Raw genomic sequence first — 26,251 nt, 5'->3', positions numbered from 1 at the left:
GAGGGGAACGATCATGCCACAGGATCTGCGCGCCATGGCCCGCCGCGTCACGCCGGGCATGTCGCTGGCGCTGCCGGTGGATTACGCCGGGGTCTCGATGGCGATGACCCGGCCGCTGATCGAACATGGGGCGGGCGGGCTGCACCTGGTCTGCGTGCCGACCGGCGGCCTGCAGGTGGACATGCTGATCGGTGCCGGGCTGGTCGCCACGGTCGAAACGAGCGCCCTGTCGCTGGGCGAGGCCGGGGGCGCGCCGCGGTTCAACGATGCCGTGCGACAGGGCGGCATCCGCATCCTCGACGCCACCTGCCCCGCGATCCATGCCGGGCTGATGGCGGCGCAGAAGGGCGTGCCCTTCCTGCCGATACGCGGGCTGATCGGCTCGGACGTGCTGGCGAACCGCCCCGACTGGCGGGTGATCAACAACCCCTTTGCCGCGGGCGATCCCATCGCGCTGATCCCGGCGATCAGGCCCGACGTGGCGATCTTTCACGCGCCGATGGCCGACCGCGAAGGCAATGTCTGGATCGGCCGCCGGCGCGAGCTGGCCGCCATGGCCTATGCCGCGACCGAAACGCTGGTGACGGTGGAACGCATCGTGGACCGCAGCCTGCTGGCCGACGAGATGACCGCGGCCGGCACCCTGCCCGCGCTTTACGTCGGCGCCGTGGCCGAGGCGCCGCGCGGCGCCTGGCCCTATGGCCTCTGGGGCGAATATGCCTCCGACACGGATGAGCTGATGCGCTATGCCGCGGCCGCCCGCACGGCCACGGGCTTTGCCGAATACATGGCGGGCTTCATGGGGCAGGAGATGCCGGCATGAGCGCCGCCCTGCCCCGCGAGATCCTGATCTGCACCATCGCCCGGCTGCTCGACGGCGTGCGCCATGTCGCGGTCGGCGCCTCCTCTCCCATGCCTGCCGCCGGCGCGATGCTGCGCCGGGCGCTGGACGACGGCCAGCGTCCGGTGCGGCTGTCGATCCTCGGCTCGGTCGAGCATAATTTCTTCACCAACGGCTCGGCAGAACTGTTCGACAGCGCGGGCCAGGGCCGGCTGGATGCCTTTTTCCTGGGCGGCGGCCAGATCGACGGCCAGGCCAACGTGAACCTGGTCGGCGTCGGCGACTATCCGCAGGTCAAGGTGCGCTGGCCCGGCTCGTTCGGCTCGGCCTATCTGTATTTCACCGTCCCGCGCGTGATCCTGTTCCGCGAAGAGCATTCGCCGCGCGTGCTGGTGGACAAGGTCGATTTCATCAGCGCCCCCGGCACCAGCGCCCCCGGCGTTTATCGCGCCGGCGGGCCGGTCGCGCTGCTGACCGGCAAGGCGCTGTTCCGCTTTGACAAGGCGCGGCCGGGCTTCACGCTGGAAAGCGTCCACCCCGGCCATGACCTGGACGAGATCCGCGCGGCGACCGGCTTTGCCTTCGACCATGCGGAAACGCCCGCCGCCACCCCTGCCCCCGACGCCGCCACCCTGTCGCTGCTGCGCGGCCGGGTGCTGGATGAGCTTGCCGAAACCTACCCCGCCTTCGCCGCCGAATGGCGCAGCGACCTGGCGGCCCTGACCCGCGAAGGAAGCCCCGCATGATCAATCCCGGATCGCTCGCCAATCTTCGGGTCATCGACGCCAGCCGCGTGCTGGGCGGTCCCTATGCCGGCCAGATCCTGGCCGATCACGGCGCCGATGTCGTCAAGCTGGAACCCCCTGCGGGCGACGAGACGCGCGGCTGGGGCCCGCCCTTCCTGGGCGATGCGGCCAGCTATTTCCTGGGCCTGAACCGCAACAAGCGCGGCATCGCCGTGGACCTGTCGCAAGAGAGGGGGCGCGAGCTGCTGCTGGCGCTGCTGGAAGACGCCGACGTGCTGATCGAGAATTTCAAGACCGGCACGATGGAGCGCTGGGGCCTGGGCCAGGACGAACTCGCGCGGCGCTTCCCCCGGCTGGTGCATTGCCGCGTCTCGGGCTTCGGTGCGGACGGGCCGATGGGCGGGCTGCCCGGCTACGACGCCGCGATCCAGGCGCTTTGCGGCATCATGAGCGTGAATGGCGAGGCGGGCGGCCAGCCGCTGCGCGTGGGCCTGCCGGTGGTGGACATGGTGACGGGCCTCAACGCCACCATCGGCATCCTGATGGCGCTGAGCGAGCGCGCGACCAGCGGCAAGGGCCAGTTCGTCGAGACCAGCCTTTACGATTGCGGCGTCTCGCTGCTGCATCCGCATTTGCCGAACTACTACCTCTCGGGCAAGGTGGCGGGGCCCTCGGGCAATGCGCATCCCAACATCTGCCCCTATGACACCTTCGCCACCGGGTCCGAGCCGATCTTCCTCGCCGTCGGCAACAATCGGCAATTTGCCACGCTCTGCGCCATGATCGGCCGGCCCGACCTGCCTGACGATGCCCGATTTGCCTCGAACAGCCAGCGCAACATCCATCGCGACGCGCTGAAGGCCGAGCTTGAGGCGGCGCTGGCGTCCTTTGACTGCGCCGATCTCTCGGACCGGCTGATCAAGGCCGGCGTGCCCTGCGGTGCGGTGCGCACAATCGACCAGGTGATCGCCGACCCGCATACGATCCACCGCGAGATGGTGGTGGACATCGGCGACTATCGCGGCACCGGCAGCCCGATCAAGCTGTCGCGCACGCCCGCCAGCTATCGCCGCGCGCCGCCCGGCTTTGCCCAGCACACGGGCGAAGTCATGGCGGAACGCGCGCTGGACCCCGACAGCTACCGCGAGGTGCTGCCGGGCCTTGACCCCGAAGAGAAAGCCGCGAGGAAAGCATGACGGACCGCCTGACCATCGGCATCATCGGCGACGGCTTCATGCAGCCGGGCTTCTTTGAAACCGCGCTGCGCGAGCAACTGCCCGGCCGCGCGCTGACCATCCGCAGCATGGAGGTCGACTGGCCGCTGCGGCTGAAATCCACCAAATACGACCCCACCCTGCCCGTGGGCGAATTCGTCGGCCGCCCCGAGGATTATTTCGACTTCCTCGCCGATCTCGACATCCTCGTCACCCATCTGGCGCCCATCACGGCCGAAAGCCTCGACCATGCCCCCCGGCTCAAGGCCATCGCCGTGTCGCGCGGCGGGCCGGTGAATATCGAGATGGCGGCGGCCCGCGCGCGCGGCATCCCGGTGGTGAACACGCCCGGCCGCAATGCCTCGGCCGTGGCGGAGTTCACCGTCGGCTCGCTGCTGGCGGAAACCCGCAATCTGATCCGGGGCCATATGGCCGTCGCCAGCGGCCGGTTCGGGCGCGAATTCTATCACTACGCCAACACCGGCCCCGAACTGTGCGAGCTGACCGTCGGCATCGTCGGCTATGGCGACATCGGCACGCGGGTCGCACGGCTGTTGCAGCCCTTTGGCTGCGGCATCCTGATCTACGACCCGTTCAAGGAACTGACGCCCGAGGAAAAGGCCGCCGGTTTCCAAAAGGCCGAGCTGGACGACCTGATGGCGCGGGCCGACGTGGTGACGCTGCACCCCCGCGTCACGCCCGAGACCAAGGGCATGATCTCGCGCGCGCGGATCGCGATGATGAAGCCCGGCGGCTATATCGTGAACACCACGCGCGGGCAGGTGCTGGACTATGACGCGCTTTACGACGCGCTGGCCTCGGGGCAGTTGCGCGGCGCCGCGCTGGACACGTTCGAGCCCGAGCCGCCGCCCGCGGACTGGCCGCTGCTGAAGCTGCCCAACGTCACGCTTTCGCCGCATATCGCCGGCGCCTCGCGCCATTCCGCGATCAAGGCCGCGACCATGATCGCCGGCGACATCGCGCTGATCCTTGACGGCAAGCCGCCGCTCCATCCCTGCAAGTGAGGCATCCCATGACCGACGAAGAACGCGCCCTGCGCCTTGAGCTGATCGAATCCTGCCGCGCCATGAACCGGCTGGGCATCAACAAGGGCACCTCGGGCAATATCAGCGTCCGTTACGGCGACGGCTTCCTGATCTCGCCCACCGGCATCCCCTATGACAAGCTGCAGCCCGAGCATGTCGTGGCGATGAACTGGGACGCGACCTATGCCGGCGAGGTGCAGCCCTCGTCCGAATGGCGCTTTCACCGCGACATCCTGCAGGCGCGTCCCGACCTGAACGCGGTGGTCCATACCCATTCGACCCATGCCACGGCGCTGTCGATCCTGGGGCGCGAGATCCCGGCGATCCATTACGTCATCGCCGCCGCCGGCGGCAGCAGCATCCGCTGCGCGCCCTATGAGCTGTTCGGCACGCAGGAACTGGCCGACCGCGTGGTCGCCGCGCTGGAGGGGCGCCGCGCCTGCCTGATGGCGCATCACGGCGTCATCGCCGCCCATGCCAATATCGCCCGCGCGCTGGCGCTGGCCGTCACGGTCGAGGAGCTGGCCAGGCAATACCTGCTGTGCCTGCCGCTGGGCGAGCCGCCGGTGCTGTCGGACGAGCAGATCGCCGAGGTTCTGGTCAAGTTCAAGACTTATGGCCAGCAAGGCAGCGCCGCGCTGGAAGGGCTGCGCCAGGCATCCTGATGGCTGTGCTGCTTTGCCTCGATTCCGGCACGACCTCGGTCAAGGCGGCGGCCTTCGACGAAGCCGGGCGCCTCTTGGCCCAGGCCGAGCACCCGAACGGCGCGCTGCAACGCGAGGGCGCGCGGGTCGAGCAGGACATGCACCGGACCCGCGCCGAGGCGCTGTCCGTGCTGCGCGACTGCGCGGCGCAGGCGACGGGCCCCTTCGCGGGGCTGATCGTCACCGGGCAGGGCGACGGGCTCTGGCCGGTGGATGCGGACGGCAAGCCAGTCGGGCGGGCGCTGACCTGGCTTGACGGCCGCGCGCGCGGGCTGGTCGCGGCGATGGCGCCGGCGCTGGACGCGGTGCAGGCGGCGACCGGGTCGCGGCCGACCGCCGCCTCGGCCAGCCTGCAGCTTCTGTGGCTTCAGCAAAACGACCCCGCCCGCCATGCCCGCATTACCCATGCCCTGCGGCTCAAGGAATGGCTGTTCCTGGCGCTGACCGGGCGGCCGCTGGCCGAGCCGACGGCGCTGCTGCCGGTCTGGGGCGACTGGCGCAGCGGCGCGCTGGCGCCGGTGGTGGCGGAAAGCCTTGGCCTGTCGCGCGGGACCGAGCTGCTGCCCGACCTGGCCCCCGTCGGCGCGGCGCGGGCCGGGCTGTCCCAAGCCGCGGCCGAGGCGACCGGCCTGCCGCAGGGCCTGCCGGTGCTGCTGGGTCCGGGCGACGTGCAGGCGACGTTGGTCGGGCTCGGCCTCGGCAGCCGGGCCGGCGTCGGCCGCGCCTCGATCTTCGGTACCAGCGCGATCCATGCCTGCCTGCTGGACGATCCCGCCGCCATGCCGCAGGCCCCTGCCGGGGCGATGATCCAGCAATTCGCGCTTGGTCCCGGCTACCTGTGCTTTCACCCCTGTTTCAACGGCGCCACGCTGCTGCATCACCTGTCGCGCCGCTTTGCCGACCTGCCCGCCGCGCCCGCACCGGACTATTCGGCGCTGATCCTGCATCCCTTTCTTGAGCCGGGCGGTGAGCGCGCGCCCTGGACCGACCCCCATGCCTCGGGCGCGGTCATCGGCCTGACCGCGGCCAGCACCCCCGCGCAAATCGCCTGGGCGGGGCGCGAGGCGCTGGCCTTCGTCACCCGCGCCAGCCACGCGATGATGGGCGCGCCCGGCGGCGCCCTGTCGCTGGGCGGCGGGCTGGCGGGCGACGAACATTTCGCCCAGTTCCTCGCGACCGTCACCGGCTGCACGGTGCAGCGCAGTCCCGGCAGCCATGCCGGCCTGCGCGGCCTTGCCGCCATCGCCGCGCGCTTCCTGCTGGACGCCCGCGACCCCGCGCCATGGATCGGACCTGCCGGGCACGGGCTTGCGCCCGACCCCGGCCCCGTCGCAGCCTATGCCGAAGGCAAATACCGCCTGTTCGCCGCCCTGCTGGAGGCCGTGTCCCCGTTCTGGGAACCGCTCTCCGACCTGCGCGAACAGGCCGAAAAACTGATGGAGACCCCATGAACGGCGCCGATCTTCTGTGCGAAACCCTGCTGGCGAACGGCATCGACACCTGCTTCGCCAATCCCGGCACCTCCGAGATGCATTTCGTCGCGGCGCTGGACCGCCAGCCGCGGATGCGCTGCGTGCTGGGCCTGTTCGAGGGCGTCGTGACCGGCGCCGCCGACGGCTATGCCCGCATGGCCGAGAAGCCGGCAGCGACGCTGCTGCATCTCGGCCCCGGCCTGGCGAACGGGCTGGCGAACATGCACAACGCGCGGCGCGCGCGCTCGCCCATGGTCAACGTGGTGGGCGACCATGCGACCTGTCATCTGCCGCTGGATGCACCGCTGACCAGCGACATCGACAGCCTCGCCCGGCCGATGTCGCATTGGGTCGGCCGGGCCGAGGCCGCCGATGCCGTGGGAAGCCGCACCGCCGAAGCCATCGCGGCGGCGCGGGCCGGCGCCGGCGGCATCGCCACGCTGATCCTGCATGCCGACGCCGCCTGGACCCGGACCTCGGCCCAAGTGCCGGCGGCGGTGGTCCCCGCCGCCCCCGCCGCCCCCGATCCCGCCCGCATCCGCGCCGCGGCCGAGGCGCTGCGGAACGGCAAGCGCACCACCATCCTTGTCACCGGCCGCGCCCTGCGCGCCCCGCAGGCCGAGATGCTGGACCGCATCGCGCAAAAGACCGGCGCGCGCCTCATGGCGCAGCAGGCCAATGCCCGGATGCAGCGCGGCGCGGGCCGGGTGGCGCTGGACCGCGTTCCCTATGTCATCGACCAGGCGCTGGCGACTTTCGCCGAAACCGAGCAGTTGGTGCTGATTGGCGCCAATGCCCCGGTCGGCTTCTTTGCCTATCCCGGCAAGCCCGGCTCGATGCTGCCCGAAGGCTGCCGGGTGATCGCCATGGCGGGCGCGGACGACGACCTGCCCGCCGCCATCGCCGCTCTGGCCGGGGAAACCGGCATGGCGTCCGCCCCGCGACTGGCGGAACGCGGCGCGCCGGACATGCCCGGCGGCGCGCTGACCCCGGACGCCATCGCCATCGCCCTGGCGCATCTGATGCCGGAAAACGCCATCGTCTGCGACGAATCCGTGACCTCGGGGCGGGACTTCTTCCGCTCGACCCACGGCGCCGCGCCGCATGATTTCCTGCAACTGACCGGCGGCTCCATCGGCGAGGGCATCCCCATGGCCACCGGCGCCGCGGTGGCCTGCCCCGACCGCAAGGTGATCGGGCTGCAAGCCGACGGCAGCGGCATGTATACCGTGCAGGGCCTGTGGACGCAGGCGCGAGAGCGGCTGGACGTCGTGACCATCGTCTTTGCCAACCGCCTCTACAAGATCCTGCATGGCGAATTGCAGAACGTCGGCGCCGGCACCCCCGGCGAGAACGCCCGGCGGATGCTGGACCTGGACGATCCGGCGCTGGACTGGGTGCGCATCGCCGGCGGCATGGGGGTCGAGGCGGCCAGGGCCGATACCGCCGAAGCCTTCTTCGACCTGCTGCGTTCCGCCATGTCGCGCAAGGGGCCGTTCCTGATCGAAGCCGTGGTCTGAAAGGGGCCAGCCATGATCCGCCGCATCCCGCATTGCAGCCATTGGGGCGCCTATACCATCCTGGTCGAGGACGGCCGGATCGCAGGCGTGGAACCGCTGGCCATGGACCCCGCGCCCTCGGCCATCATCCATTCCGTCGCCGAATGGGCGAAGCCCGACCGCCGCGTGCTGCGCCCCATGGTGCGCGAAGGCTGGCTGGCCAAGCGCGAAGGTAGCGACCGCCATGGCCGGGGCCACGAGCGTTTCCTGGCCCTCCCCTGGGACGAGGCGCTGGACCTTGTCGCCGGCGAGATCGCGCGCGTGGCCAAGACCCACGGCAATGCCGCGATCTTTGCCGGCAGCTACGGCTGGACCTCTTGCGGGCGGTTCCACCATGCCTCTTCGCTGCTGAAGCGGATGCTGAACCTGGCCGGCGGCTATACCGGCCATGTCGATACCTATTCCATCGCCGCCGGGCCGGTGATCCTGCGCCATGTGCTGGGGGACGACCGCGCCTGTGGCGGGCAGGCCAATACGCTGGACGACATCGCCGAGAATACGGAAACGCTGGTGGTCTTTGGCGCCATGTCGCCCCGCACCGCGCAAAGCGAGGCCGGCGGCATCGGCGCGCATTACCTGGAAGGCTATCTGCGCCGGATCGCGGAACGCGGGGTGCGGGTGATCCATGTCTCGCCGCTGCGCGACGACCTGCCGGATTGGGTGGGCGCGGAATGGTGGCCGATCCGGCCCAATACCGACGCGGCGCTGATGCTGGGCCTGGCGGGCGAAATCGTGGCGGCGGGGCGGCAGGATGCCGGTTTCCTTGCCCGCTGCACCAGCGGCTCGGACGAATTCCTGGCCTATCTGCGCGGCGAACCGGACGGGCAGCGCAAGGACGCCGCCTGGGCCGCGGCCATCACCGGCCTGCCCGCCGAACAGGTCCGGGCCCTGGCGCTGCGGCTGGTGGACAGCCGCAGCATGCTGACCGTCAGCTGGGCCCTGCAGCGCGCCCATCATGGCGAGCAGCCCTTCTGGGCCGCGCTGGGGCTTGCGGCCGTGGCGGGCCAGATCGGCCTGCCCGGCGGCGGGGTCGGATACGGCTACGGCTCGCTCGGCGGCGTGGGCGCGCCCTTTTCCGTCGGCAAGTCGCCGGGCATGTCGCAGGGGGTCAAGCCCATCGACAGCTTCATCCCGGTGGCGCGGATCAGCGACATGCTGCTGAACCCCGGCGCTCCCTTTACCTATCAGGGCGAGACGCGGCACTATCCCGACACGCGGCTGGTCTATTGGGCGGGCGGCAATCCCTTCCACCACCACCAGGATCTGAACCGGCTGTCTCAGGCATGGACCCGGCCAGAGACGATCGTCGTGCAGGATCCGATGTGGACCGCGACCGCGCGGCGGGCGGATATCGTGCTGCCGGCCTCGACCTCGATCGAGCGCAACGACCTGGCCGGCAACAAGCGCTGCGACCTGATCCTGGCCATGCGGCAGGCCATCGCGCCGCTGGGCCAGGCGCGCTCGGATTTCGACATCTTCGACGCATTGGCCCAACGCCTGGGCGTCGGCCCCGCCTTCAACGAGGGCCGGGACGAGATGGGCTGGATCCGGCATCTCTACGACGAAAGCCGCACCCATGCCCTGCGCGCGCATGGCTTCCCGATGCCGGATTTCGAGACCTTCTGGGAGCGCGGCCATGCCCCGGTGCCGGTGCAGCGCGACCATGTCTATCTGGCCGGCTTTCGCCACGACCCCGCGGGCCATGCGCTGGACACGGAAAGCGGGCGGATCGTGCTGGGCAGCAAGACGCTGGAGCGGCTGGGCCATGACGACTGCCCGGCGCATCCGGCCTGGCTGCTGCCCGCCGAATGGCTGGGCAAGGCCAGGGGGGACGAGCTGCACCTGATCTCGCACCAGCCGCAGGGGCGGCTGCACAGCCAGCTGGAAACCGGCGCCGCCAGCATGGCCGGCAAGCGCCACGGGCGCGAGCAATTGCGGCTGAACCCCGCCGATGCGCAGGCGCGCGGCATCAACGACGGGGCGACGGTGCGGCTGTGGAACGCGCGCGGCGCCTGCCTTGCCACGGCTTGCCTGAGCAGCGACACCGCACCCGGCGTCGCGGTGCTGCCGACCGGAGCCTGGTTCACGCCCGTCGGGGACGGCCCGGAAATCTCGGGCAATCCCAATGTGCTGACGCTCGACATCGGCACCTCGGCCTTTGGGCAGGGCTGTTCCGCCCATACGTGCCTGATCCGCGTCGCCCCCCATGCCGGCGACAACCGCGACCCGATGCGGACCTATCAATCGCAACTGGCAGACATCCTGCCCAACCCGGAGGAGACCCCATGACCGAAACCGCCGACGCCCCCGTCAGCCGCTTTGCCGTTCCCCGCCTTGCCGACATGCCCGAGGACATCCGCACCCGCATCGAGGCGGTGCAGGAGAAATCCGGCTTCATCCCCAACGTGTTCCTGACGCTGGCGCACCGGCCGGACGAATTCCGCGCCTTCTTCGCCTATCACGACGCGCTGATGGACCGCCCCGGCAACCTGACCAAGGCCGAGCGCGAGATGATCGTCGTCGCCACCTCGACCGTGAACCAGTGCCAGTATTGCGTCATCGCCCATGGCGCGATCCTGCGCATCCGCGCCAAGAACCCGCTGGTCGCCGACCAGGTGGCAATCAACTATCGCAAGGCCGACATCACGCCGCGGCAAAAGGCGATGCTGGATTTCGCCATGAAGGTCTCGGCCCGCGCGCAAGAGGTCGGGGACGATGACTTCGCCACCCTGCGCGGCCATGGCTTCGACGAGGACGACATCTGGGACATCGCCGCCATCGCCGCCTTCTTCGGCATGTCGAACCGGCTGGCCAACGTGTCCAGCATGCGGCCCAACGACGAATTCTATGCGATGGGCCGCTGATCATGGCTGTCGGCTACAAGCAGATGCTGGCCGAGGCCGATTCCGTGGTGCAATCGGTCACGGTCGACGAGGCGGCCCGGATGCGGGACGATCCGCAGGTGGTCCTGGTCGATATCCGCGACCCGCGCGAGCTTGAGCGCGAAGGGATGATCCCCGGCGCCTTCCACGCCCCGCGCGGGATGCTGGAGTTCTGGATCGACCCCGAAAGCCCCTATCACAAGCCCCGCTTTGCCGAGGGCGGGACCTATGTGTTCTACTGCGCCTCGGGCTGGCGCTCGCTGCTGGCGGCACGGGTGGCGCAGGAGATGGGGCTGGACACGCGCTCCCTGCGCGGCGGCTTCGGGGAATGGCGCAGGGCCGGCCAGCCGGTGGCCGAACGGCACGCCAAGGGCTAGACCACCGGGCGAGGCAACAAATTGGGGGGAGAAGCATGACCAAATACGACGAGGGGCTGGACCGAACGGCGGCCAACCATCAGCCGATGACGCCCATCTCTTACCTCCGGCGGGCGGCGCAGGCCTTTCCCGATCATCCGGCGGTGATCCACGGCCGCCAGCGCCACGGCTATGGCCGGCTGTGGACCGATTGCTGCCGGCTCGCCTCGGCCCTGGCAAGACGGGGCATCGGGCACGGGGATACCGTCTCGGTCCTGCTGTCGAACACGCCGCCGATGATCCACGCCCATTTCGGCGTGCCGATGGCCGGGGGCGCGGTGCTGCATTCGATCAACACCCGCTCCGATCCCGCGACCGTCGCCTTCCAGCTGGACCACGCGGAATCGCGCGTGCTCATCGTCGACCGCGAGTTTTCGGCGCTGGCGGCAGAGGCGCTGGCGCGGGCCCAGGTCCGGCCGCTGGTGATCGACTTCGACGACGCCGAATATCCCGGGGATGCCCCCCATCCCAAGGGCGCGCGCATCGGCAGCCTCGACTATGACCAGTTCCTGGCCGAGGGAGACCCGGATCACCCGGGCACCCTGCCCGGCGACGAATGGGACGCGATCTCATTGAACTATACCTCGGGAACGACCGGCAATCCCAAGGGCGTCGTCTGTCACCATCGCGGGGCGGCGCTGATGGCGTTGAACAACGTCATCCATGCCGGGATGGGCCGGCATCCGGTCTATTTGTGGACCCTGCCGATGTTTCACTGCAATGGCTGGTGCTTTCCCTGGACGGTGCCGGTGCAGGCGGGCACGCAGGTCTGCCTGCGCTGGGTGCGGGCGGGCGCGATATTCGATGCCATCGCCGATCACGGCGTCACGCATCTGTGCGGGGCGCCCATCGTCATGTCCACCCTGCTGAACGCTCCGGCCGACCAGAAGCGCCGCTTTCCGCAGCAGGTGATGTTCAACACCGCCGCCGCACCGCCGCCCGAGACGGTGCTGCAAGCCATGGCGAAGGCCGGATTCGGCGTCACCCATCTTTACGGCCTGACCGAGACCTATGGCCCGGCCGTGGTGAACGAATGGAATCCCGGCTGGGACGGGCTGCCGGCTTCGGAGCAGGCGGCGCGCAAGGCCCGGCAGGGCGTGCGCTATCTGTCGCTGGACGAGCTGGCGGTGATGGACCCGGACACCATGCTGCCCGTGCCGGCCGACGGCCGAACGCTGGGCGAGGTGATGTTTCGCGGCAATGTTGTGATGAAGGGCTATCTGAAGAACCCGGATGCGACCGCGGCGGCCTTTGCCGGCGGCTGGTTCCATTCCGGCGACCTGGCCGTGATGCATCCCGACGGCTATGTCCAGCTCAAGGACCGCTCGAAGGACATCATCATCTCGGGCGGCGAGAACATCTCCTCGATCGAGGTCGAGGAACAGCTCTACCGCCATCCCGCCGTCGCGCTTTGCGCCGTGGTCGCCATGTCCAGCGAGAAATGGGGCGAGACCCCCTGCGCCTTCGTGGAACTGCGCGAGGGCAGCACGGAAACCGAGGCCACGATGATCGCCCATTGCCGGGCGGGGCTTGCGGGCTACAAATGCCCGTCGCGGGTGGTGTTCGAACCCCTGCCCAAGACCTCGACCGGAAAGATCCAGAAATTCGCCCTGCGCGCGCGCGCGGCCGAACTGGCGCAGGCCATGGCCTGACGGGCGGGGAGCGGGCTCTGCCGCCCCCCGGCCCCGCGCCGGCCCTAGCCGGCCACGTCGATGACCACGCGGCCCCGGATGCGGCCGGCGACGATGTCGGCGGCCAGTTCGGGCAGCTTCGACATGGGTTCGACCCGCGCGATGCTGGCCAGATGCGCCTTGTCCAGATGCGCGGCCAGCGTCGCCCAGGCCCGGTCGCGTTTCGCCTGCGGCGCCATCACGCTGTCGATGCCCAAGAGCGCGACCGCGCGCAGGATATGCGGCATGACCGTCGCCGGAAGGTCGAAGCCGCCTGCCAGCCCGCAGGCCGCGACCGCGCCGCCGTAATTGGTCTGCGCCAGCACATTGGCCAGCGTGGTGGACCCCACGCTGTCCACCGCCCCCGCCCAGCGTTCCTTTTGCAGCGGGCCGCCCTTTTCGGCCAAGGTGGCGCGATCCACGAAGCCTGTGGCGCCCAGCCCGGCCAGATAGTCATGCGTCTCGGGGCGGCCGGTGGCGGCGGTGACGGCATAGCCCTTGGCCGACAGCAGGCTGATCGCGGTCGAGCCGACCCCGCCGGCCGCGCCCGTCACCAGCACCTCGGCACCGCCGGGCCGGATCGCGCCCCAATCCTCCAGCGCATCGACGCAAAGCGCGGCGGTATAGCCCGCGGTGCCGATGGCCATGGCATCCTGCAGCGAAAACCCTTCGGGCAGGCGGGTCAGCCATTCGGGCTTGAGGCGCTGGAACCGGCTGTAGCCGCCCCATTCGGTTTCCGACAGGCCCCAGCCGTTCACGATCACCTTGTCGCCCGGCTGCCAGCGGTCCGAGCGGCTTTCGACCACCGTGCCGGCAATGTCGATCCCCGCCACCATCGGCAGGCGGCGGGCGATGCGGCCCTTGCCGGTGATCGCCAATCCGTCCTTGTAGTTCAGGGTCGAATAGGCGACCTCGACCAGCACCTCGTGGTCGGGCAGCGCGTCGCGGGTCAGGTCGCGGAAGCCCGCCACGGGCTTGCCGTCCCGATCCTCGATCAGCAGGGCGCGGAATGTTTCGGTCATGGGGTTCCTCCTCGGGGCTTGTCGGCATTGCGGCGGGCCAGCGCCTGGTCCAGCACGGCGCGCATCCCCTCGACATGGCCCCGCATCAGTTGCGCGGCCGTCTCGGCATCGCGGGCGGCAATGGCCATGTGGATGCGCTCATGCGCGGCGACGGTGCGGCGACGCTCGTGATCGCGATAGATCAGCATGTTGGTGATCGGGATGAAGCTTTCGATCATCGCGTGCATCATCAGCTGCAAGGGGCCGTTGCCCGTGGCCTGCACCACGGCGCGATGAAAGCGGACGTCCGAGGCGCAGAAATCCTCGTCCGGCAATGCCTCGTCCTGCTGCAAGGCGATTTCGGCGGCCATTGCCGCAAGGTCGTCGTCGCCGCGGTTCTGCGCGGCCAGGCGGCAGCACAGGGCCTCGGTCTGCATCCGCGCCGTCACGATCTCGTCGATGTCGAAACGGCCCATGCCGACCAGCAGCGTCGCCGTGTCGGTGATGCTGCGTGCCGCCGCATCGTCGTCGGGCGCGTTGACGAAGGTGCCCCCCGTCGGCCCGCGACGCGAGCGGATCAGGTTCTGCGCCGCCAGAACCTTCAGCGCCTCGCGCACCGTCGGACGCGAGATGCCAAAGCGGCGCGCCAGCTCCTCTTCGGTCGGCAGGCGCTCATCCGTCGCCAGCCGCCCCTGCATGATCGCATCGCGGATCAGATCAGCCACTTGCCGGGCCAGCCCTCCCCGCACGATCTCGTCATATTGCAGCGCCATCCGATTCTCCGCCGTTTCGGGCAGGCTAGCAGGGCCACATAAAACATAAAAGGTTTGACAAATATAAAAATGCCGGCACCCTTCCCGGCAACAAGGGAGGATCGCATGGCAAAGCCGCAAGACCCGGACGTTTTGGCGTTGCTCGACCGGCTCGGCCGGGTTCTGCCGCCGGCGGCGCTGCTGACCGGCGATGCCGTCGCCCCGCGTTACCAGGAGGATCGGCGCGACCGCTTCTCTGCCCCGCCGCGTTTCGTGATGCGCCCTGGCAGCACCGCCGAGGTCGCGGCGGCGCTTGCGGCCTGCAATGCCTTCGGCCAACCGCTGGTCGTGCAGGGCGGGCGCACCGGCCTGTCGGGCGCCCATCGCGTACGGCCGGGCGAGGCGGTGCTGTCCACGGAACGGCTGACCGAACTGGCCGCGCCCGATCCTGACAGTCGGACCATCCTGGCCGACGCCGGCGTGCCGCTCCAGCGTGTGCAGGAGGCCGCGGACCAGGCCGGGCTGATCTTCGGCGTCGATATCGGCGCGCGCGGCACCGCGACCATCGGCGGCAATATCGCCACCAATGCCGGCGGCATCCGCGTGCTGCGCTATGGCATGTTCCGTGCGCAGGTGGCGGGGTTGGAGGCGGTGCTGGCCGATGGCTCCGTCCTCGCCTGCATGCGCGGGCTGGACAAGGACAACAGCGGCTACGACCTGAACCAGCTTTTCATCGGCAGCGAGGGCACGCTCGCCGTGGTGACGCGCGCCTTGCTGCGGCTCCATCCCCGCCCGGCGGTCGAGACGAACGCCCTGCTGGCCCTTCCCTCGGTCGAGGCGGCGCTGGACCTGCTGTGGCGCCTGCGCAAAAGCGTGGGCGGCATGCTCTCGGCCTACGAGATCATGCTGGATACGATCTATCGCGGCGTCGCCGGCCACCTGGGCATGGCCCCGCCGCTGGCGACCCCCGCCCCGATCTATGTGCTGGCCGAGATCCAGTCCGAAACCGCGGGCGAGGCCGCCCCGGCTGCCTTCATGGATTGCCTGGCCGCGGCGCTTGAGGATGGGGTCGCGCTGGACGCCGTCATCGCCCAGTCGCAGCGCGAATTCCTGACCCTGTGGGAATTGCGCGACGCCTGCGCGGATTACCTGCGCGGACAGGACAATATCGCGAACGGCGATATCAGCGTGCCGGTGCCGCGCATTGCCGAATTCCTGAATGAAAGCCGGCGCGTGCTGGCGCAGATCGACCCCGCGGCGCGGTTCCTGATCTTCGGCCATCTTGCGGACGGCAATCTGCATTACGTCTTTCAGACCGGATGCAAGGACCGGGCGGTGGATTGCCTGATGCGCCTGGTCGCTGCATATGGCGGGTCGATTTCCGCCGAACATGGCATCGGCATCGACAAGAAGCCCTGGCTGCCGCTTGCGCGCAGCCCGGCCGAGATCGCGGCCATGCAGGCGCTGAAAGGCGCACTGGACCCCCGCGGCATCCTGAACCGGGGCCGGATATTTGCGGATTGATGCCTCCTCCGGCCAGAAGACGCCCCGGCAATTACCGCGGGATTTCGATTCCAAGGTTCCCCGCACCGCAGTTTCGGGGCGACCGTGGTCCTGCGGGCTTGGAAACCGCCGCCGGGCTTCACCTTTCGGCCGGTGCTGGAATTCTGCAGGAAAACCCCCGGCTTCGTCGCGATGCGGCTGGATGAGCCATGCCGGCCGCCGCAGCAGCGGCCCGGCTCAAGGCTCAAGGCTCAAGGCTCAAGGCGCTGGGATATGCACCGCGCATCACCGCCAAGAACATCGGCCCTTGCGGCACCGAGCAGGGTGGCGAGGGAATGGAACAGCTCCAGCCAGCCGGCGCATTCGAGCGGCTGCGCCCGTCCGGCATCCGGTTCACCCTGGACCCGCGGGATGCGGGCAGGGTTCGCCTGGCCGGCTGGGATGACAGCTGCGGCCGCCTGATCCAGCTTCGGCAGATGCAGGACGGCCAGAGATCGCAGCACTCCCCCGCGAGATGGCGGAGGAGCGATGCGATCTCGTGCAGGCGCGAAACCGCCCCTACCGCTTACGTCGCCTCGCGCACAGGCATGTAAAGATCGCCGCCCTCGCGGTATTTCTGCGCCATGGCGGCCAGGCCCTCTTTCTGCGCCTCAGCGCGGATGTCGTGGGAAATCCGCATCGAGCAGAACTTCGGCCCGCACATCGAGCAGAAATGCGCGACCTTGTGGGCCTCCTTGGGCAGGGTCTCGTCATGGAAGGCCCGCGCCGTTTCCGGGTCCAGCGACAGGTTGAACTGATCTTCCCAGCGGAACTCGAACCGGGCGCGGGACAGGGCGTCGTCGCGGATCTTCGCCGCCGGATGCCCCTTGGCCAGGTCGGCGGCATGGGCGGCGATCTTGTAGGTGATGACGCCGGTCTTCACGTCGTCGCGGTCGGGCAGGCCCAGATGTTCCTTGGGCGTGACATAGCACAGCATCGCCGTGCCGAACCAGCCGATCATCGCCGCGCCGATGCCGCTGGTGATATGGTCGTAGCCCGGCGCGATGTCGGTCGTCAGCGGGCCGAGGGTATAGAACGGCGCCTCGCCGCAGACGGCCAGCTGCTTGTCCATGTTCTGCTTGATCTTGTGCATCGGCACGTGGCCGGGGCCTTCGATGATCACCTGGCAATCTCTGGCCCAGGCGATCTGCGTCAGCTCGCCCAGCGTCTCCAGCTCGGCGAATTGCGCCGCGTCGTTGGCATCGGCGATGGAGCCAGGGCGCAGCCCGTCGCCCAGGCTGAAGCTGACGTCATAGGCGCGCATGATGTCGAGATCTCCTCGAAACGCTCGTAGAGGAAGCTTTCGCGGTGGTGATGCAGGCACCATTTCGCCATGATCGAGCCGCCGCGCGACACGATGCCGGTGACGCGGTCCACCGTCAGCGGGATCATGTGCAGCCGCACCCCGGCATGGATGGTGAAATAGTCCACGCCCTGCTCGGCCTGCTCGATCAGCGTGTCGCGAAACACCTCCCATGTCAGGTCTTCGGCGATGCCGCCGACCTTTTCCAGCGCCTGATACAGCGGCACGGTGCCGATTGGCACGGGCGCGTTGCGGATGATCCATTCGCGGATGTTGTGGATGTTGCGGCCCGTGGACAGGTCCATCACCGTATCCGCGCCCCAGCGGGTCGCCCAGACCATCTTCTCGACCTCCTCGGCCATCGAGGAAGTCACCGCCGAGTTGCCGATATTGGCATTGATCTTGACCAGGAAATTGCGGCCGATGATCATCGGCTCGGCCTCGGGGTGGTTGATGTTGGCCGGGATGACCGCCCGCCCGCGCGCCACCTCGTCGCGCACGAATTCGGGGGTCACGAAATCGGGGATCGCCGCGCCGAAATCCTGCCCGTCGCGGGCCAGCGCCTCTTTTGCGGCCTTGCGGCCAAGGTTCTCGCGGATGGCGATGAACTCCATCTCGGGCGTGACGATGCCTGCGCGGGCATAGGCAAGCTGGGTGACGGCTTTGCCGCTCCGCGCCCGCAAGGGCCGGTGGCGGATGGGAAACTCGGGCGTCAGCCGGTCGCCCGAGACGAAACCGTTGTCCTCGGGCTTCACATGCCGCCCCTCATGGGATTCCACGTCGCCGCGCGCCATGATCCAGCCCTCGCGCAGGCGTGGCAGGCCGCGTTCGATGGCGATCTCGGCACCGGGATCGGTATAGGGCCCCGAGGAATCATAGACCGTCACCGGCGGCTCGCCCGCGCTTGGATGCAAGGCGATCTCACGCATGGGCACGCGGATGTCGGGATGCAGCACACCCGGCTTGAACACCTTGGTCGAGACGGGCAGCGGTCCGGTGGTGACCGTCGGGGTTTCTTTGGATGTCATGTCGAGGCTCCTCGCGTCGCAGCATTGGAGACCCAGCACTGACAGGAAGGAAAAGAATGCCCCCTTGGCCGCACGCGACCGGCAAGGCATCCGCACCGTCCCTACGCCAGCATGAACTGGATCAGGTTCATAGGGTCACTGCGCTGCCTTGCGGCCCAGCAGTATCTCAGCCCCTTGTCGGGACACCCCTGGTGGAGTGGCCAGCATGCGAATGTGGGATGGGGATGTCAACGGTCAGGCATGGTCGTCGCCGGCGATGCCAGGCCCTTCCGATCCCATCGGCATGTAACCACGGCGCGGGACCGACTTCGAATGCCATTCAGCGGTGCTGCCTCGGGCAGCGGGGAATGGCATTCTCTCGCAACGAGCAAGCCGATGCGGAACGGTTTCGTGGAAGGCTTCAACGGGCGGATGCGCGACGAGCTGCTCAGCAAGACCATGCCCCCGGCGCTCGCCTGCGGTGATCCACCCGGCATCGCCCCGATCTGCGGGCAGGACGTGGCTGCGCTGACCGCGGCGATACGCGGGCTGAAGCGGCGACCATCCTGCGCGGACTGATCGAGAAGACGGTGATCCAGCCGGAAACGAAGGGCCAGAGGATCGATCTTTACGGCGAACGGGGCGCAATCCTGTCGCTTTGCGGGAAGCAGGTGATGCCCCGCGGGTGGCACGGGCTTGAGGCAAATCACGGTGGTCGCGAGAGGCGCGCTTTCAGAAATGCTTGCCTGTGGCTGGCAGGCCGCGGGATACTGGGCCGCGTAGCCTTGTCCCGAAATACTTCCGGTCCCAAGATCGCACCTGAAACGTCAGGACTCCCTGATCCGGCGAGTGATCGGCAATTCATTATCCCCTGATGGCCTTCGCCTGATCCAGTCGGCTCCGCCGTAGGCGGCAACATGGACCCTGCGCCCGCGCCGAGGCTGAAGACCATCGCACCCTTGCAACCCGCCGGAATGGCATGGTTTCCAGACACGAGTTGCCAGCCTAGCGGGGCTTGGCGCGGAAGTCTCGCCCCATGGTGGGGGTCGGTGGCATAATCCGCCGGGCACCTGCAGCGCGGGGGTTTCCGCGCCGCGCCGGCTTCCAGCGGGCCGCCGCCGACGATCACAACGTCGTATTCCATCGACTCGCGTTCAATTTCGGACATGGCTCGGCCTCCCTGGCTGGCTGGTGGCGGTTGCGGGGCGGGGCGGGGGGCTCTGCCCCCCGCGCCCCAGCGGCCCCTCGATGGGGCCGCAGGGGCGCTCCCCCCGGAGTATTTGCGGAACAGAGAAGTTCAGAGCTTGCCGGTCAGTTCCGGCACCAGGCTGAACAGGTCGCCCACCAAGCCGTAGTCGGCGATCTGGAAGATCGGTGCCTCCTCGTCCTTGTTGATCGCAACGATCACCTTGCTGTCCTTCATCCCCGCAAGGTGCTGGATCGCGCCCGAGATGCCCACCGCCACGTAGAGCTCGGGCGCCACCACCTTGCCGGTCTGGCCCACCTGCCAGTCGTTCGGGGCATAGCCCGAGTCCACCGCCGCGCGCGAGGCGCCCACCGCGGCGCCGAGCTTGTCGGCAAGCGCCTCGATGATGGCAAAGCTCTCCTTCGAGCCCAGGCCGCGGCCGCCCGAGACCACCCGCTTGGCCGAGGTCAGCTCGGGGCGGTCGCTCTCGGCAACCTCGTCGGCAACCCAGGCCGACAGGCCGGGATCGGCGGCGGCGGCGGTCTCGGCAACGCTGGCCGAACCGCCGATCCCCGCCGCCTCGAAGCTCGCGGTGCGGATGGTGAAGACCTTCCTGGCGTCCTTCGAGCGCACCACCTGGATGGCGTTGCCGGCATAGATCGGGCGCTCGAACGTGTCCGCGTCGATCACCGCCGAGACGTCCGACAGCACCATCACGTCCAGAAGCGCCGCCACGCGCGGCATGACGTTCTTGGCGTCCGTCGTCGCCGGGGCGGCGATGTGGTCGTAATCGCCGGCAAGGCCCACGATCAGCGCCGCCGTCGGCTCGGCCAGGCGGTGGCCGTAGAGCGCGTCTTCCGCCACCAGCACCTTGGCGACCCCGGCGATCTTCGCGGCCTCCTCGGCGGCCGCTTTCGCCGAGGCGCCGGCGCAGAGCACCGTGACATCACCCAGGCCCTTGACCGCGCCCACCGCCTTCGCCGTCGCGTCGCGGTTCAGCACCCCGTTCGTCACCTCTCCAAGCAGCAGAACAGCCATCAGATCACCCCCGCTTCTTTGAGTTTGCCGACCAGCTCGTCCACCGAGCCGACCTTGATGCCGGCCTTGCGGCCCTCGGGCTCGCGCACCGAGACCACCTCGAGCCGCGGCGCGACGTCGACGCCGTAATCGGCTGCGGTCTTTTCCTCCAAGGGCTTCTTCTTCGCCTTCATGATGTTCGGCAGGCTGGCGTAGCGCGGCTCGTTCAGGCGCAGGTCGGCGGTGACCACCGCCGGCAGCGCCACCGCGATGGTCTGCAGCCCGCCGTCGACCTCGCGGGTGACTTTCGCTTTGCCCCCGTCGATCTCGAGCTTCGAGGCGAAGGTCGCCTGCGCCCAGCCCAGCAGCGCCGCCAGCATCTGCCCGGTCGCGTTCATGTCGTTGTCGATCGCCTGCTTGCCGGCGATGACCAGCTCGGTGCCCTCGGCTTCGGCGACCTTGGCGAGGATCTTCGCCACCGCCAAGGGCTCGATGTCCTGCTGCACGTCATCCGTAGCGGTGACGAGAATGGCGCGGTCGGCGCCCATCGCCAAGGCCGTGCGCAGCGTCTCCGCCGCCTGCTTCACGCCGATGCTGACGGCGATGACCTCGGAGGCCTGGCCCTTCTCCTTCAGCCGGATCGCCTCCTCGACCGCGATCTCGTCGAACGGGTTCATCGACATCTTCACATTCGCAAGATCGACGCCAGACCCGTCAGCCTTCACACGGGCCTTCACGTTGTAGTCGATCACGCGCTTCACTGGCACGAGGATCTTCATGGTTTTTCCTCCTGGAACAATCAACAGACGGATCGGAAGCGCGTGACGATGGTATCGAGCACTTCGGCTGGATCGCGCTTCCACCAGTTGCCTGCCGAAAAGATCTCGACCTCGCAGAGGCCCTGGTAGCCGGCCGCTTCGACCGCGGAACGGATGGCTTTCAGATCGGCAACGCCGTCACCCATCATGCCGCGATCCAGCAGCACATCCGAGGTATCGGCCAGCCAGTCGCAAAGGTGGTAGCCGAGGATGCGCTTTCCGGCGCGGGCCAGTTGCCGTGGCAGGTCAGTGTCCCACCAGACATGGTAGACATCGACCGCCACGCCGACATTGGGCGCGTCAAGCGCGTCGCAAATATCCAGGGCGTCGCGCAGCGTCGTCAGGCAGGAGCGGTTGCCGCCATAGACGGGATTCAGCGGCTCAAGCGCCAGGCGCACGCCTCGTTCTGCGGCGTAAGGGGCAACCTCGGCCACGCGGTCGGCGACGAGGCGCAGACTTTCGGCAACGCCGCGCGTGCCCGGCTCGACCCCTCCGGTCACGATGGTCAGGACCGGCGCGCCAAGCTCTGCCGCCATGTCGATCGAGGCGTGGAAATCATCCATCACCGCCTGCCTGCCCCGTGGCGCCAGGGGTCCGACGAGAAACGGGGCCCGGCACAGCCCGGCCACCGTCAGCCCGGCGGCGCGGGCATGGGCGGCAATCCCTGCGGCGCGGGATCCGATCTCGCGCCGCCAGAAGACGATGCCGCCATAGCCGCGCTCGGCGCAGGCGTCGATGGTGCGTTCGGGCGACCAGCCGGCGCCTGCCCCCTCGACATTATGGCCAAGCGTGGCGGTGTTCAGGGCCAATGCGGACATGTCGCGGCTGAAATCACGCATTCCTATGCCCCGTGAACTGCCAGCAGCGCTTTCATTCGACGCACCGCCAGTTCCGGGTCTCGCAGCAACCCGCAGGCGTCCGACCGGCGGAAGACTTCGGTGAAATAGGGCAAGGGCCGCATGGCGTGGTGGCCGTTCAGCATGATGAAATGATCCTGGAAACCGTTCAGCCAGGCCAGGAAGACCACGCCGGTCTTGTAGTATTGCGTCGGGGCGCGAAAGATCGTGCGGGCCAGCGGAACGGTCGGGTCCAGGGCGGTGCGGAAACCTGCCCTGTCCCCTTCGGCCAGCCGGTTGACGGCATAGGCGGCGGCGGGGGCCAGCGGGTCGAAGATCCCCAGCAAGGCATGGCTGAAGCCTTGGTCGTCGCCCTCGATCAGTTCGGGATAGTTGAAATCGTCCCCGGTATACATCTTCACGCCCGCGGGCAGGCGGCGACGCAAGGCGATCTCCTTGTCCTTGTCCAAGAGCGACATCTTGATGCCGTCGACCCTGGCGAGGTTCTGCTCGATCACCGCCAGCACGGTCTCCAGCGTGGCGTCGAAATCCGAACCGCCCCAATAGCCGGCCAGGGCGGGGTCGAACATCTCGCCCAGCCAGTGCAGGATCACCGGCTGGTCGCAGGCCGACAGCACCTTGCCATAGACATGCAGGTAATCTTCGGGGCAGGTCGCGACGCGGGCCAGGGCGCGGCTGGCCATCAGCACGATGCGGCCGCCGACGGCCTGGATCGCCTCGACCTGTTCCAGATAGGCGCGGATGACGTCGTCCAGCGTCTTCGCCTCCGACGGGTCCAGGTGATCGGTGCCGCAGCCGTTGCCGACCAGCGCCTCGGGCAGTTCCGCCTTGGTCCGGCGGATCAGTTCCAGCGCACCGGGCCAGTCGAGGCCCATGCCGCGCTGCGCCGTATCCATTGCCTCGGCGATGCCAAGGCCGAGGCCCGCCAGGTAGCGGCGGAACGCCATCGTCCTGTCCCAATCCACCGCGGCGCGCCCCGAGGGATCGCTGGCGGTGAAGGGATCGGCCACCACATGGGCGGCGGAATAGACGATGCGGGCCGGATTCGCGGGCAGCACGGCCTGCGCGATGGGGGTGCCGGTCAGCGTGTAGTCGGCCAGACGGCCTTGGGTATCGGGAAGTGCGATCTTCATGGCGGCACCTTTCAGAAGCGCGGAACCAGCATCCCGGCGTCGGCCGAGATCGCCTGTCCGGTGGTATAGGGAAGCCGGCCCGAGGCCAGCGATGCGATGATGGCGCCCATGTCGGCGGGCTGGCCCACGCGGGGAAACAGCGTCAAGCCCTGCTCGGCGCGCTGGCGATAGGCGTCGATCACGGGGGCGGTCATCTCGGTCGCGATCAGGCCGGGCTGCACATCGTAGACGGCGATGTTTTCGGGGCCCAGCCGCACCGCCAGCGCCTTGGACACCATCGCGGCGGCGGCTTTCGAGGCGCAATATTCCGAGCGCTGCACCGCCACCGCCACCGCGTTCGAGGAGGTGACGTTGACGATGGCATGGAACAGCGCCTCGGGGCGTTTCCGCGCCAGCAGGCGGCGGGCGAAGGCTTGCGACAGGAAGAACATCGCCTTGCTGTTGACAGCCAGGCAGCGGTCCCAGCTTGCCTCGCTGACCTCAAGCAGGTCGCCGCGTTGCATGACGCCCACACCCGCGTTGTTGACCAGCGTGGTCAGGGGGCCGAGCGCGTCCTCGATCCGTTGAAGCGCCGCGTCATGGCCGGCGATGCCGGTCACGTCGAAAGGCGCGGCGACGACCGGCACGCCAAGCGCGGCGATGCGGGCCACGGCGGCCTGCAATTCGGCATCGTCGGCGGGGCCGTTCACGGCGATGGCGAAACCTTCGCGCGCCAGCGCCTCGGCCGCGGCCAGGCCGATCCCGCGCGAGGAGCCGGTGACAAGGGCGGCCTGTCTCATGCCTGCGCGCCCTTCTTCAGCAATTCGCGGGCGATGATCATGCGCTGGATCTGGTTCGTGCCCTCGTAGATCTGGGTGATCTTGGCGTCGCGATACAGCCGCTCGACCTCGAAGCCGCGGATATAGCCCGAGCCGCCGAAGACCTGCACCGCATCCGCCGTGCGCGCCACCGCCATGTCGCCGGCAAAGCATTTCGCCATCGAGCAGGCCTTGGTCGCGTCCTGGCCGTTGTCGATCCTGGACGCCGCCGAGTGGACCAGCAGGCGCGCGGCCTCGATGTCCTTGGCCATGTCGGCCAGAAGCCATTGCACGCCCTGGAACTCGACGATCTGCTTGCCGAACTGCTTGCGCGTCCCGGCATAGTCCAGCGCGGCCTCGAGCCCCGCCTGGCCGATGCCCACGGCCAGCGCGGCGATGCCGACCCGGCCCTTGTCCAGCACGCTCATCATCATGTGGAAGCCGCGCCCCGGCTCGCCCAGCATGGCATCGGCGCCAAGCCGCACGTCGGTAAAGGTCAGCGCCCCGACCTGGCTGGCGCGCTGGCCCATCTTGTGTTCCTTGGGGCCGCGCTCGACCCCGGCCGCGTGCAGATCGACGACAAAGATCGACATGCCGCGATTGCCGGCATCCTTGTCGGTGCGGGCCAGGACGAAGCCCAGGTCGGCGACGGGCGCGTTGTGGATCCAGATCTTGCCGCCGTTCAGCACCCAGCCGTCGCCGTCGCGCTGCGCGGTGGTGCGAATGCCGGAAACGTCGGTCCCCGCCTCGGGCTCGGTGATGCAATAGGCGACCTTGCGGCGCATCGCCAGGATCTCGGGCAGCAGCTTGCGCTGCGCATCCGTGCCGTGGCGCACCAGAAGCGTCGAGATCAGCTCCAGCAGACCGCACTGGTCGGCCACGCTGGCATAGCCGCGCGACAGCTCTTCCATCACCACGGCATAGGTCAGCGTGTCGAAGCCGGGCCCGCCCATGCCTTCCGGCACGCCGATGCCGAACAGGCCCAGCTTGGCCATCTCGTCATAGATCTCGGCGGGGAAACGCTCGTCGCGGTCTAGCGCCTCGGCTGCAGGCCGGATGACCTCATCAGCGAAGGCGCGGGCCATGTCTCGCACCTGCAGCTGGGTCTCGGTCAAATACATCTGCGAATCCCCCCTCGGATATGTAACTATCTGGTTACTTTATTTTCGCCGGCGCCAAGGCGTCAACCTCAAAATCGCGGCCCTTGCCGGGGATCGCGAAATGTGGCAGTTAATAACCATATGGTTACTTATGGGAGGACATGGATGAAACCCTCGGATATGCGCAAGTTCGGCCGCACCGACCTCGAGGTGACTGGTTTCGCCTTCGGCACCGCCCCGGTGGGGAACATATTCCGCGAGATCGACGACCAGACCTCGCGCGCGATGTTCGATCACGCCTGGGATGCCGGCGTGCGCTATTTCGATACTGCGCCGATGTATGGCCACGGCCTGTCGGAACTGCGCACGTCCGAGGCGCTGCGCTGGCGAAACCGCGACGATTTCGTGCTGTCCTCGAAGGTCGGCCGCCTGCTGCGCCCGGCCCGGCGCGACAGCATCGACTTTGCCCCCTGGGTGAATGCGGCACCCTTCACGATGGAGTTCGACTACAGCTACGACGGCACGATGCGCGCCTTCGAGGACAGCCTGCAGCGGCTGGCGCTGGAACGCATCGACATCCTCTTCATCCACGACATCGACGTCTATACCCGCGGCAGCGAGCAGCCCGAGGTTTTCCGCCAGGCCATGGATGGATGCTACAAGGCGCTGGCCCGGTTGCGCGACGACAAGATGGTCAAGGCCATCGGCGTCGGCGTGAACGAATGGCAGGTCTGCCACGAGGCGCTGAAGCAGCGCGACTTCGACTGCTTCCTGCTGGCCGGCCGCTATACGTTGCTTGAACAGGACGCCCTGGACGAGTTCCTGCCGCTTTGCGAGGAACGCGGCGCGGCCGTGGTCGTCGGCGGCGGCTTCAACTCGGGCATTCTGGCGACGGGTGCCAAGCCGGGCGCGAAATACAACTACGCCCCCGCCCCGGCCGAAATCATGGACCGGGTGGCGAAGATCGAGGCGGTCTGCGCCGAATACGACGTCCCGCTGCCCGCCGCGGCGCTGCAATTCGTGGTGGCACATCCGGCGGTTCCGTCCTTCTGCGCCGGCACGCGGACCGTCCGGCAGTTGGAGCAGAACCTCGCCTGGATGGATCACCCGATCCCGGCCGAGTTCTGGCAGGCCTTGAAGGACAAGGGCCTGCTGCGCGGGGATGCGCCGGTTCCGGCCTGAGCTTGC

At 68.7% G+C, this 26,251-nt stretch carries 22 protein-coding genes, 2 pseudogenes and 1 riboswitch; of the genes and pseudogenes, 15 read left to right on the top strand and 9 right to left on the bottom strand.

Annotated features, from left to right (window positions below; translation table 11 throughout):
* Positions 1-13: 13 nt before the first annotated feature.
* The 11 genes from KF941_RS25860 to KF941_RS25810 are packed head-to-tail and all read left to right on the top strand — an operon-like array spanning position 14 to position 12,532.
* Positions 14-823, top strand: coding sequence for a CoA transferase (locus KF941_RS25860; RefSeq protein WP_214274994.1), 810 nt, complete (start codon positions 14-16; stop codon positions 821-823).
* Positions 820-1,587 carry a CoA-transferase gene (locus KF941_RS25855; RefSeq protein ID WP_114536592.1) on the top strand — a complete coding sequence of 256 codons (768 nt, stop codon included), beginning with the start codon at positions 820-822 and terminating at the stop codon, positions 1,585-1,587. The genes KF941_RS25860 and KF941_RS25855 overlap by 4 nt, the downstream gene beginning before the upstream one ends.
* Complete coding sequence (locus tag KF941_RS25850) at positions 1,584-2,783, top strand: CoA transferase (protein WP_072463877.1); 1,200 nt, start codon at positions 1,584-1,586, stop codon at positions 2,781-2,783. The genes KF941_RS25855 and KF941_RS25850 overlap by 4 nt, the downstream gene beginning before the upstream one ends.
* Positions 2,780-3,826 carry a 2-hydroxyacid dehydrogenase gene (locus KF941_RS25845; protein WP_214274993.1) on the top strand — a complete coding sequence of 349 codons (1,047 nt, stop codon included), beginning with the start codon at positions 2,780-2,782 and terminating at the stop codon, positions 3,824-3,826. Before KF941_RS25850 ends, KF941_RS25845 begins: the two co-directional genes overlap by 4 nt.
* 8 nt (positions 3,827-3,834) lie before the next feature.
* On the top strand, positions 3,835-4,512 hold the full coding sequence (locus KF941_RS25840) for an L-fuculose-phosphate aldolase (protein WP_072463879.1): 678 nt from the start codon (positions 3,835-3,837) through the stop codon (positions 4,510-4,512).
* Positions 4,512-6,002 carry an FGGY family carbohydrate kinase gene (locus KF941_RS25835; protein WP_214274992.1) on the top strand — a complete coding sequence of 497 codons (1,491 nt, stop codon included), beginning with the start codon at positions 4,512-4,514 and terminating at the stop codon, positions 6,000-6,002. Before KF941_RS25840 ends, KF941_RS25835 begins: the two co-directional genes overlap by 1 nt.
* Complete coding sequence (locus tag KF941_RS25830) at positions 5,999-7,543, top strand: acetolactate synthase large subunit (RefSeq protein ID WP_214274991.1); 1,545 nt, start codon at positions 5,999-6,001, stop codon at positions 7,541-7,543. Before KF941_RS25835 ends, KF941_RS25830 begins: the two co-directional genes overlap by 4 nt.
* 12 nt (positions 7,544-7,555) lie before the next feature.
* Positions 7,556-9,871, top strand: coding sequence for a molybdopterin guanine dinucleotide-containing S/N-oxide reductase (locus KF941_RS25825; RefSeq protein WP_214274990.1), 2,316 nt, complete (start codon positions 7,556-7,558; stop codon positions 9,869-9,871).
* Positions 9,868-10,446 (top strand): peroxidase-related enzyme, encoded by a 579-nt coding sequence (locus tag KF941_RS25820; RefSeq protein ID WP_036760824.1) that lies wholly within the window; start codon positions 9,868-9,870, stop codon positions 10,444-10,446. The genes KF941_RS25825 and KF941_RS25820 overlap by 4 nt, the downstream gene beginning before the upstream one ends.
* Positions 10,447-10,448: 2 nt before the next feature.
* Positions 10,449-10,841, top strand: coding sequence for a rhodanese-like domain-containing protein (locus tag KF941_RS25815; RefSeq protein ID WP_036760825.1), 393 nt, complete (start codon positions 10,449-10,451; stop codon positions 10,839-10,841).
* Positions 10,842-10,876: 35 nt separating this feature from the next.
* Positions 10,877-12,532, top strand: a complete 1,656-nt coding sequence (locus tag KF941_RS25810; protein WP_214274989.1) for an acyl-CoA synthetase — start codon at positions 10,877-10,879, stop codon at positions 12,530-12,532.
* A gap of 44 nt (positions 12,533-12,576) precedes the next feature.
* On the opposite strand, the gene KF941_RS25805 is transcribed toward KF941_RS25810, so the two are convergent.
* Both KF941_RS25805 and KF941_RS25800 read right to left on the bottom strand, forming a co-directional pair.
* A complete protein-coding gene (locus KF941_RS25805; RefSeq protein ID WP_036760828.1) occupies positions 12,577-13,572 on the bottom strand; it encodes an MDR family oxidoreductase in 996 nt (331 codons plus the stop codon).
* Positions 13,569-14,324 (bottom strand): FadR/GntR family transcriptional regulator, encoded by a 756-nt coding sequence (locus tag KF941_RS25800; protein WP_036760830.1) that lies wholly within the window; start codon positions 14,322-14,324, stop codon positions 13,569-13,571. Before KF941_RS25800 ends, KF941_RS25805 begins: the two co-directional genes overlap by 4 nt.
* 105 nt (positions 14,325-14,429) lie before the next feature.
* Here KF941_RS25800 and KF941_RS25795 point away from each other — a divergent pair, with 105 nt between their 5' ends.
* Entirely contained in the window at positions 14,430-15,827 is a 1,398-nt protein-coding gene (locus tag KF941_RS25795; protein ID WP_036760832.1) for an FAD-binding oxidoreductase, read from the top strand.
* Between the two features lie 188 nt (positions 15,828-16,015).
* Entirely contained in the window at positions 16,016-16,399 is a 384-nt protein-coding gene (locus tag KF941_RS25790) for a hypothetical protein (RefSeq protein ID WP_214274988.1), read from the top strand.
* Here KF941_RS25790 and thiC read toward each other — a convergent pair.
* Positions 16,372-18,176, bottom strand: a pseudogene (gene thiC / locus KF941_RS25785) (phosphomethylpyrimidine synthase ThiC). The gene KF941_RS25790 and the pseudogene thiC sit on opposite strands and share 28 nt — an antisense overlap.
* A gap of 80 nt (positions 18,177-18,256) precedes the next feature.
* Positions 18,257-18,376, bottom strand: a riboswitch (TPP riboswitch).
* Positions 18,377-18,521: 145 nt separating this feature from the next.
* On the opposite strand from thiC, the pseudogene KF941_RS28210 reads away from it, so the two are divergent.
* Positions 18,522-18,617, top strand: a pseudogene (locus tag KF941_RS28210) (integrase core domain-containing protein); the annotation flags it as partial.
* Positions 18,618-19,452: 835 nt separating this feature from the next.
* On the opposite strand, the gene KF941_RS25775 reads toward KF941_RS28210, so the two are convergent.
* From KF941_RS25775 to KF941_RS25750, 6 genes are read right to left on the bottom strand one after another with little or no spacing between them, the layout of a single operon-like run.
* A complete protein-coding gene (locus KF941_RS25775) occupies positions 19,453-20,379 on the bottom strand; it encodes an FAD-binding protein (RefSeq protein WP_214273355.1) in 927 nt (308 codons plus the stop codon).
* Positions 20,379-21,137, bottom strand: coding sequence for an electron transfer flavoprotein subunit beta/FixA family protein (locus KF941_RS25770; RefSeq protein WP_214273354.1), 759 nt, complete (start codon positions 21,135-21,137; stop codon positions 20,379-20,381). Before KF941_RS25770 ends, KF941_RS25775 begins: the two co-directional genes overlap by 1 nt.
* A 20-nt stretch (positions 21,138-21,157) precedes the next feature.
* Positions 21,158-22,015 carry a sugar phosphate isomerase/epimerase family protein gene (locus KF941_RS25765; RefSeq protein WP_214274986.1) on the bottom strand — a complete coding sequence of 286 codons (858 nt, stop codon included), beginning with the start codon at positions 22,013-22,015 and terminating at the stop codon, positions 21,158-21,160.
* A gap of 2 nt (positions 22,016-22,017) precedes the next feature.
* Positions 22,018-23,166, bottom strand: coding sequence for a dihydrodipicolinate synthase family protein (locus KF941_RS25760; protein WP_114537438.1), 1,149 nt, complete (start codon positions 23,164-23,166; stop codon positions 22,018-22,020).
* 11 nt (positions 23,167-23,177) lie between these two features.
* Positions 23,178-23,945 carry a 3-ketoacyl-ACP reductase gene (locus KF941_RS25755; RefSeq protein WP_072461871.1) on the bottom strand — a complete coding sequence of 256 codons (768 nt, stop codon included), beginning with the start codon at positions 23,943-23,945 and terminating at the stop codon, positions 23,178-23,180.
* Positions 23,942-25,084 carry an acyl-CoA dehydrogenase family protein gene (locus tag KF941_RS25750; protein WP_214274985.1) on the bottom strand — a complete coding sequence of 381 codons (1,143 nt, stop codon included), beginning with the start codon at positions 25,082-25,084 and terminating at the stop codon, positions 23,942-23,944. The genes KF941_RS25755 and KF941_RS25750 overlap by 4 nt, the downstream gene beginning before the upstream one ends.
* A gap of 144 nt (positions 25,085-25,228) precedes the next feature.
* Between KF941_RS25750 and KF941_RS25745 the strand changes: the two genes are divergently transcribed.
* Positions 25,229-26,245, top strand: a complete 1,017-nt coding sequence (locus KF941_RS25745) for an aldo/keto reductase (RefSeq protein WP_072461869.1) — start codon at positions 25,229-25,231, stop codon at positions 26,243-26,245.
* The last annotated feature ends 6 nt before the right edge of the window (positions 26,246-26,251 follow it).

Origin of the sequence: Paracoccus sp. pheM1, assembly GCF_018499825.1 — a bacterium.
Lineage (GTDB): Bacteria > Pseudomonadota > Alphaproteobacteria > Rhodobacterales > Rhodobacteraceae > Paracoccus > Paracoccus versutus.
Note: the sequence above shows the minus strand (reverse complement) of the source record. Positions and strands in the feature narration are given on the sequence as shown.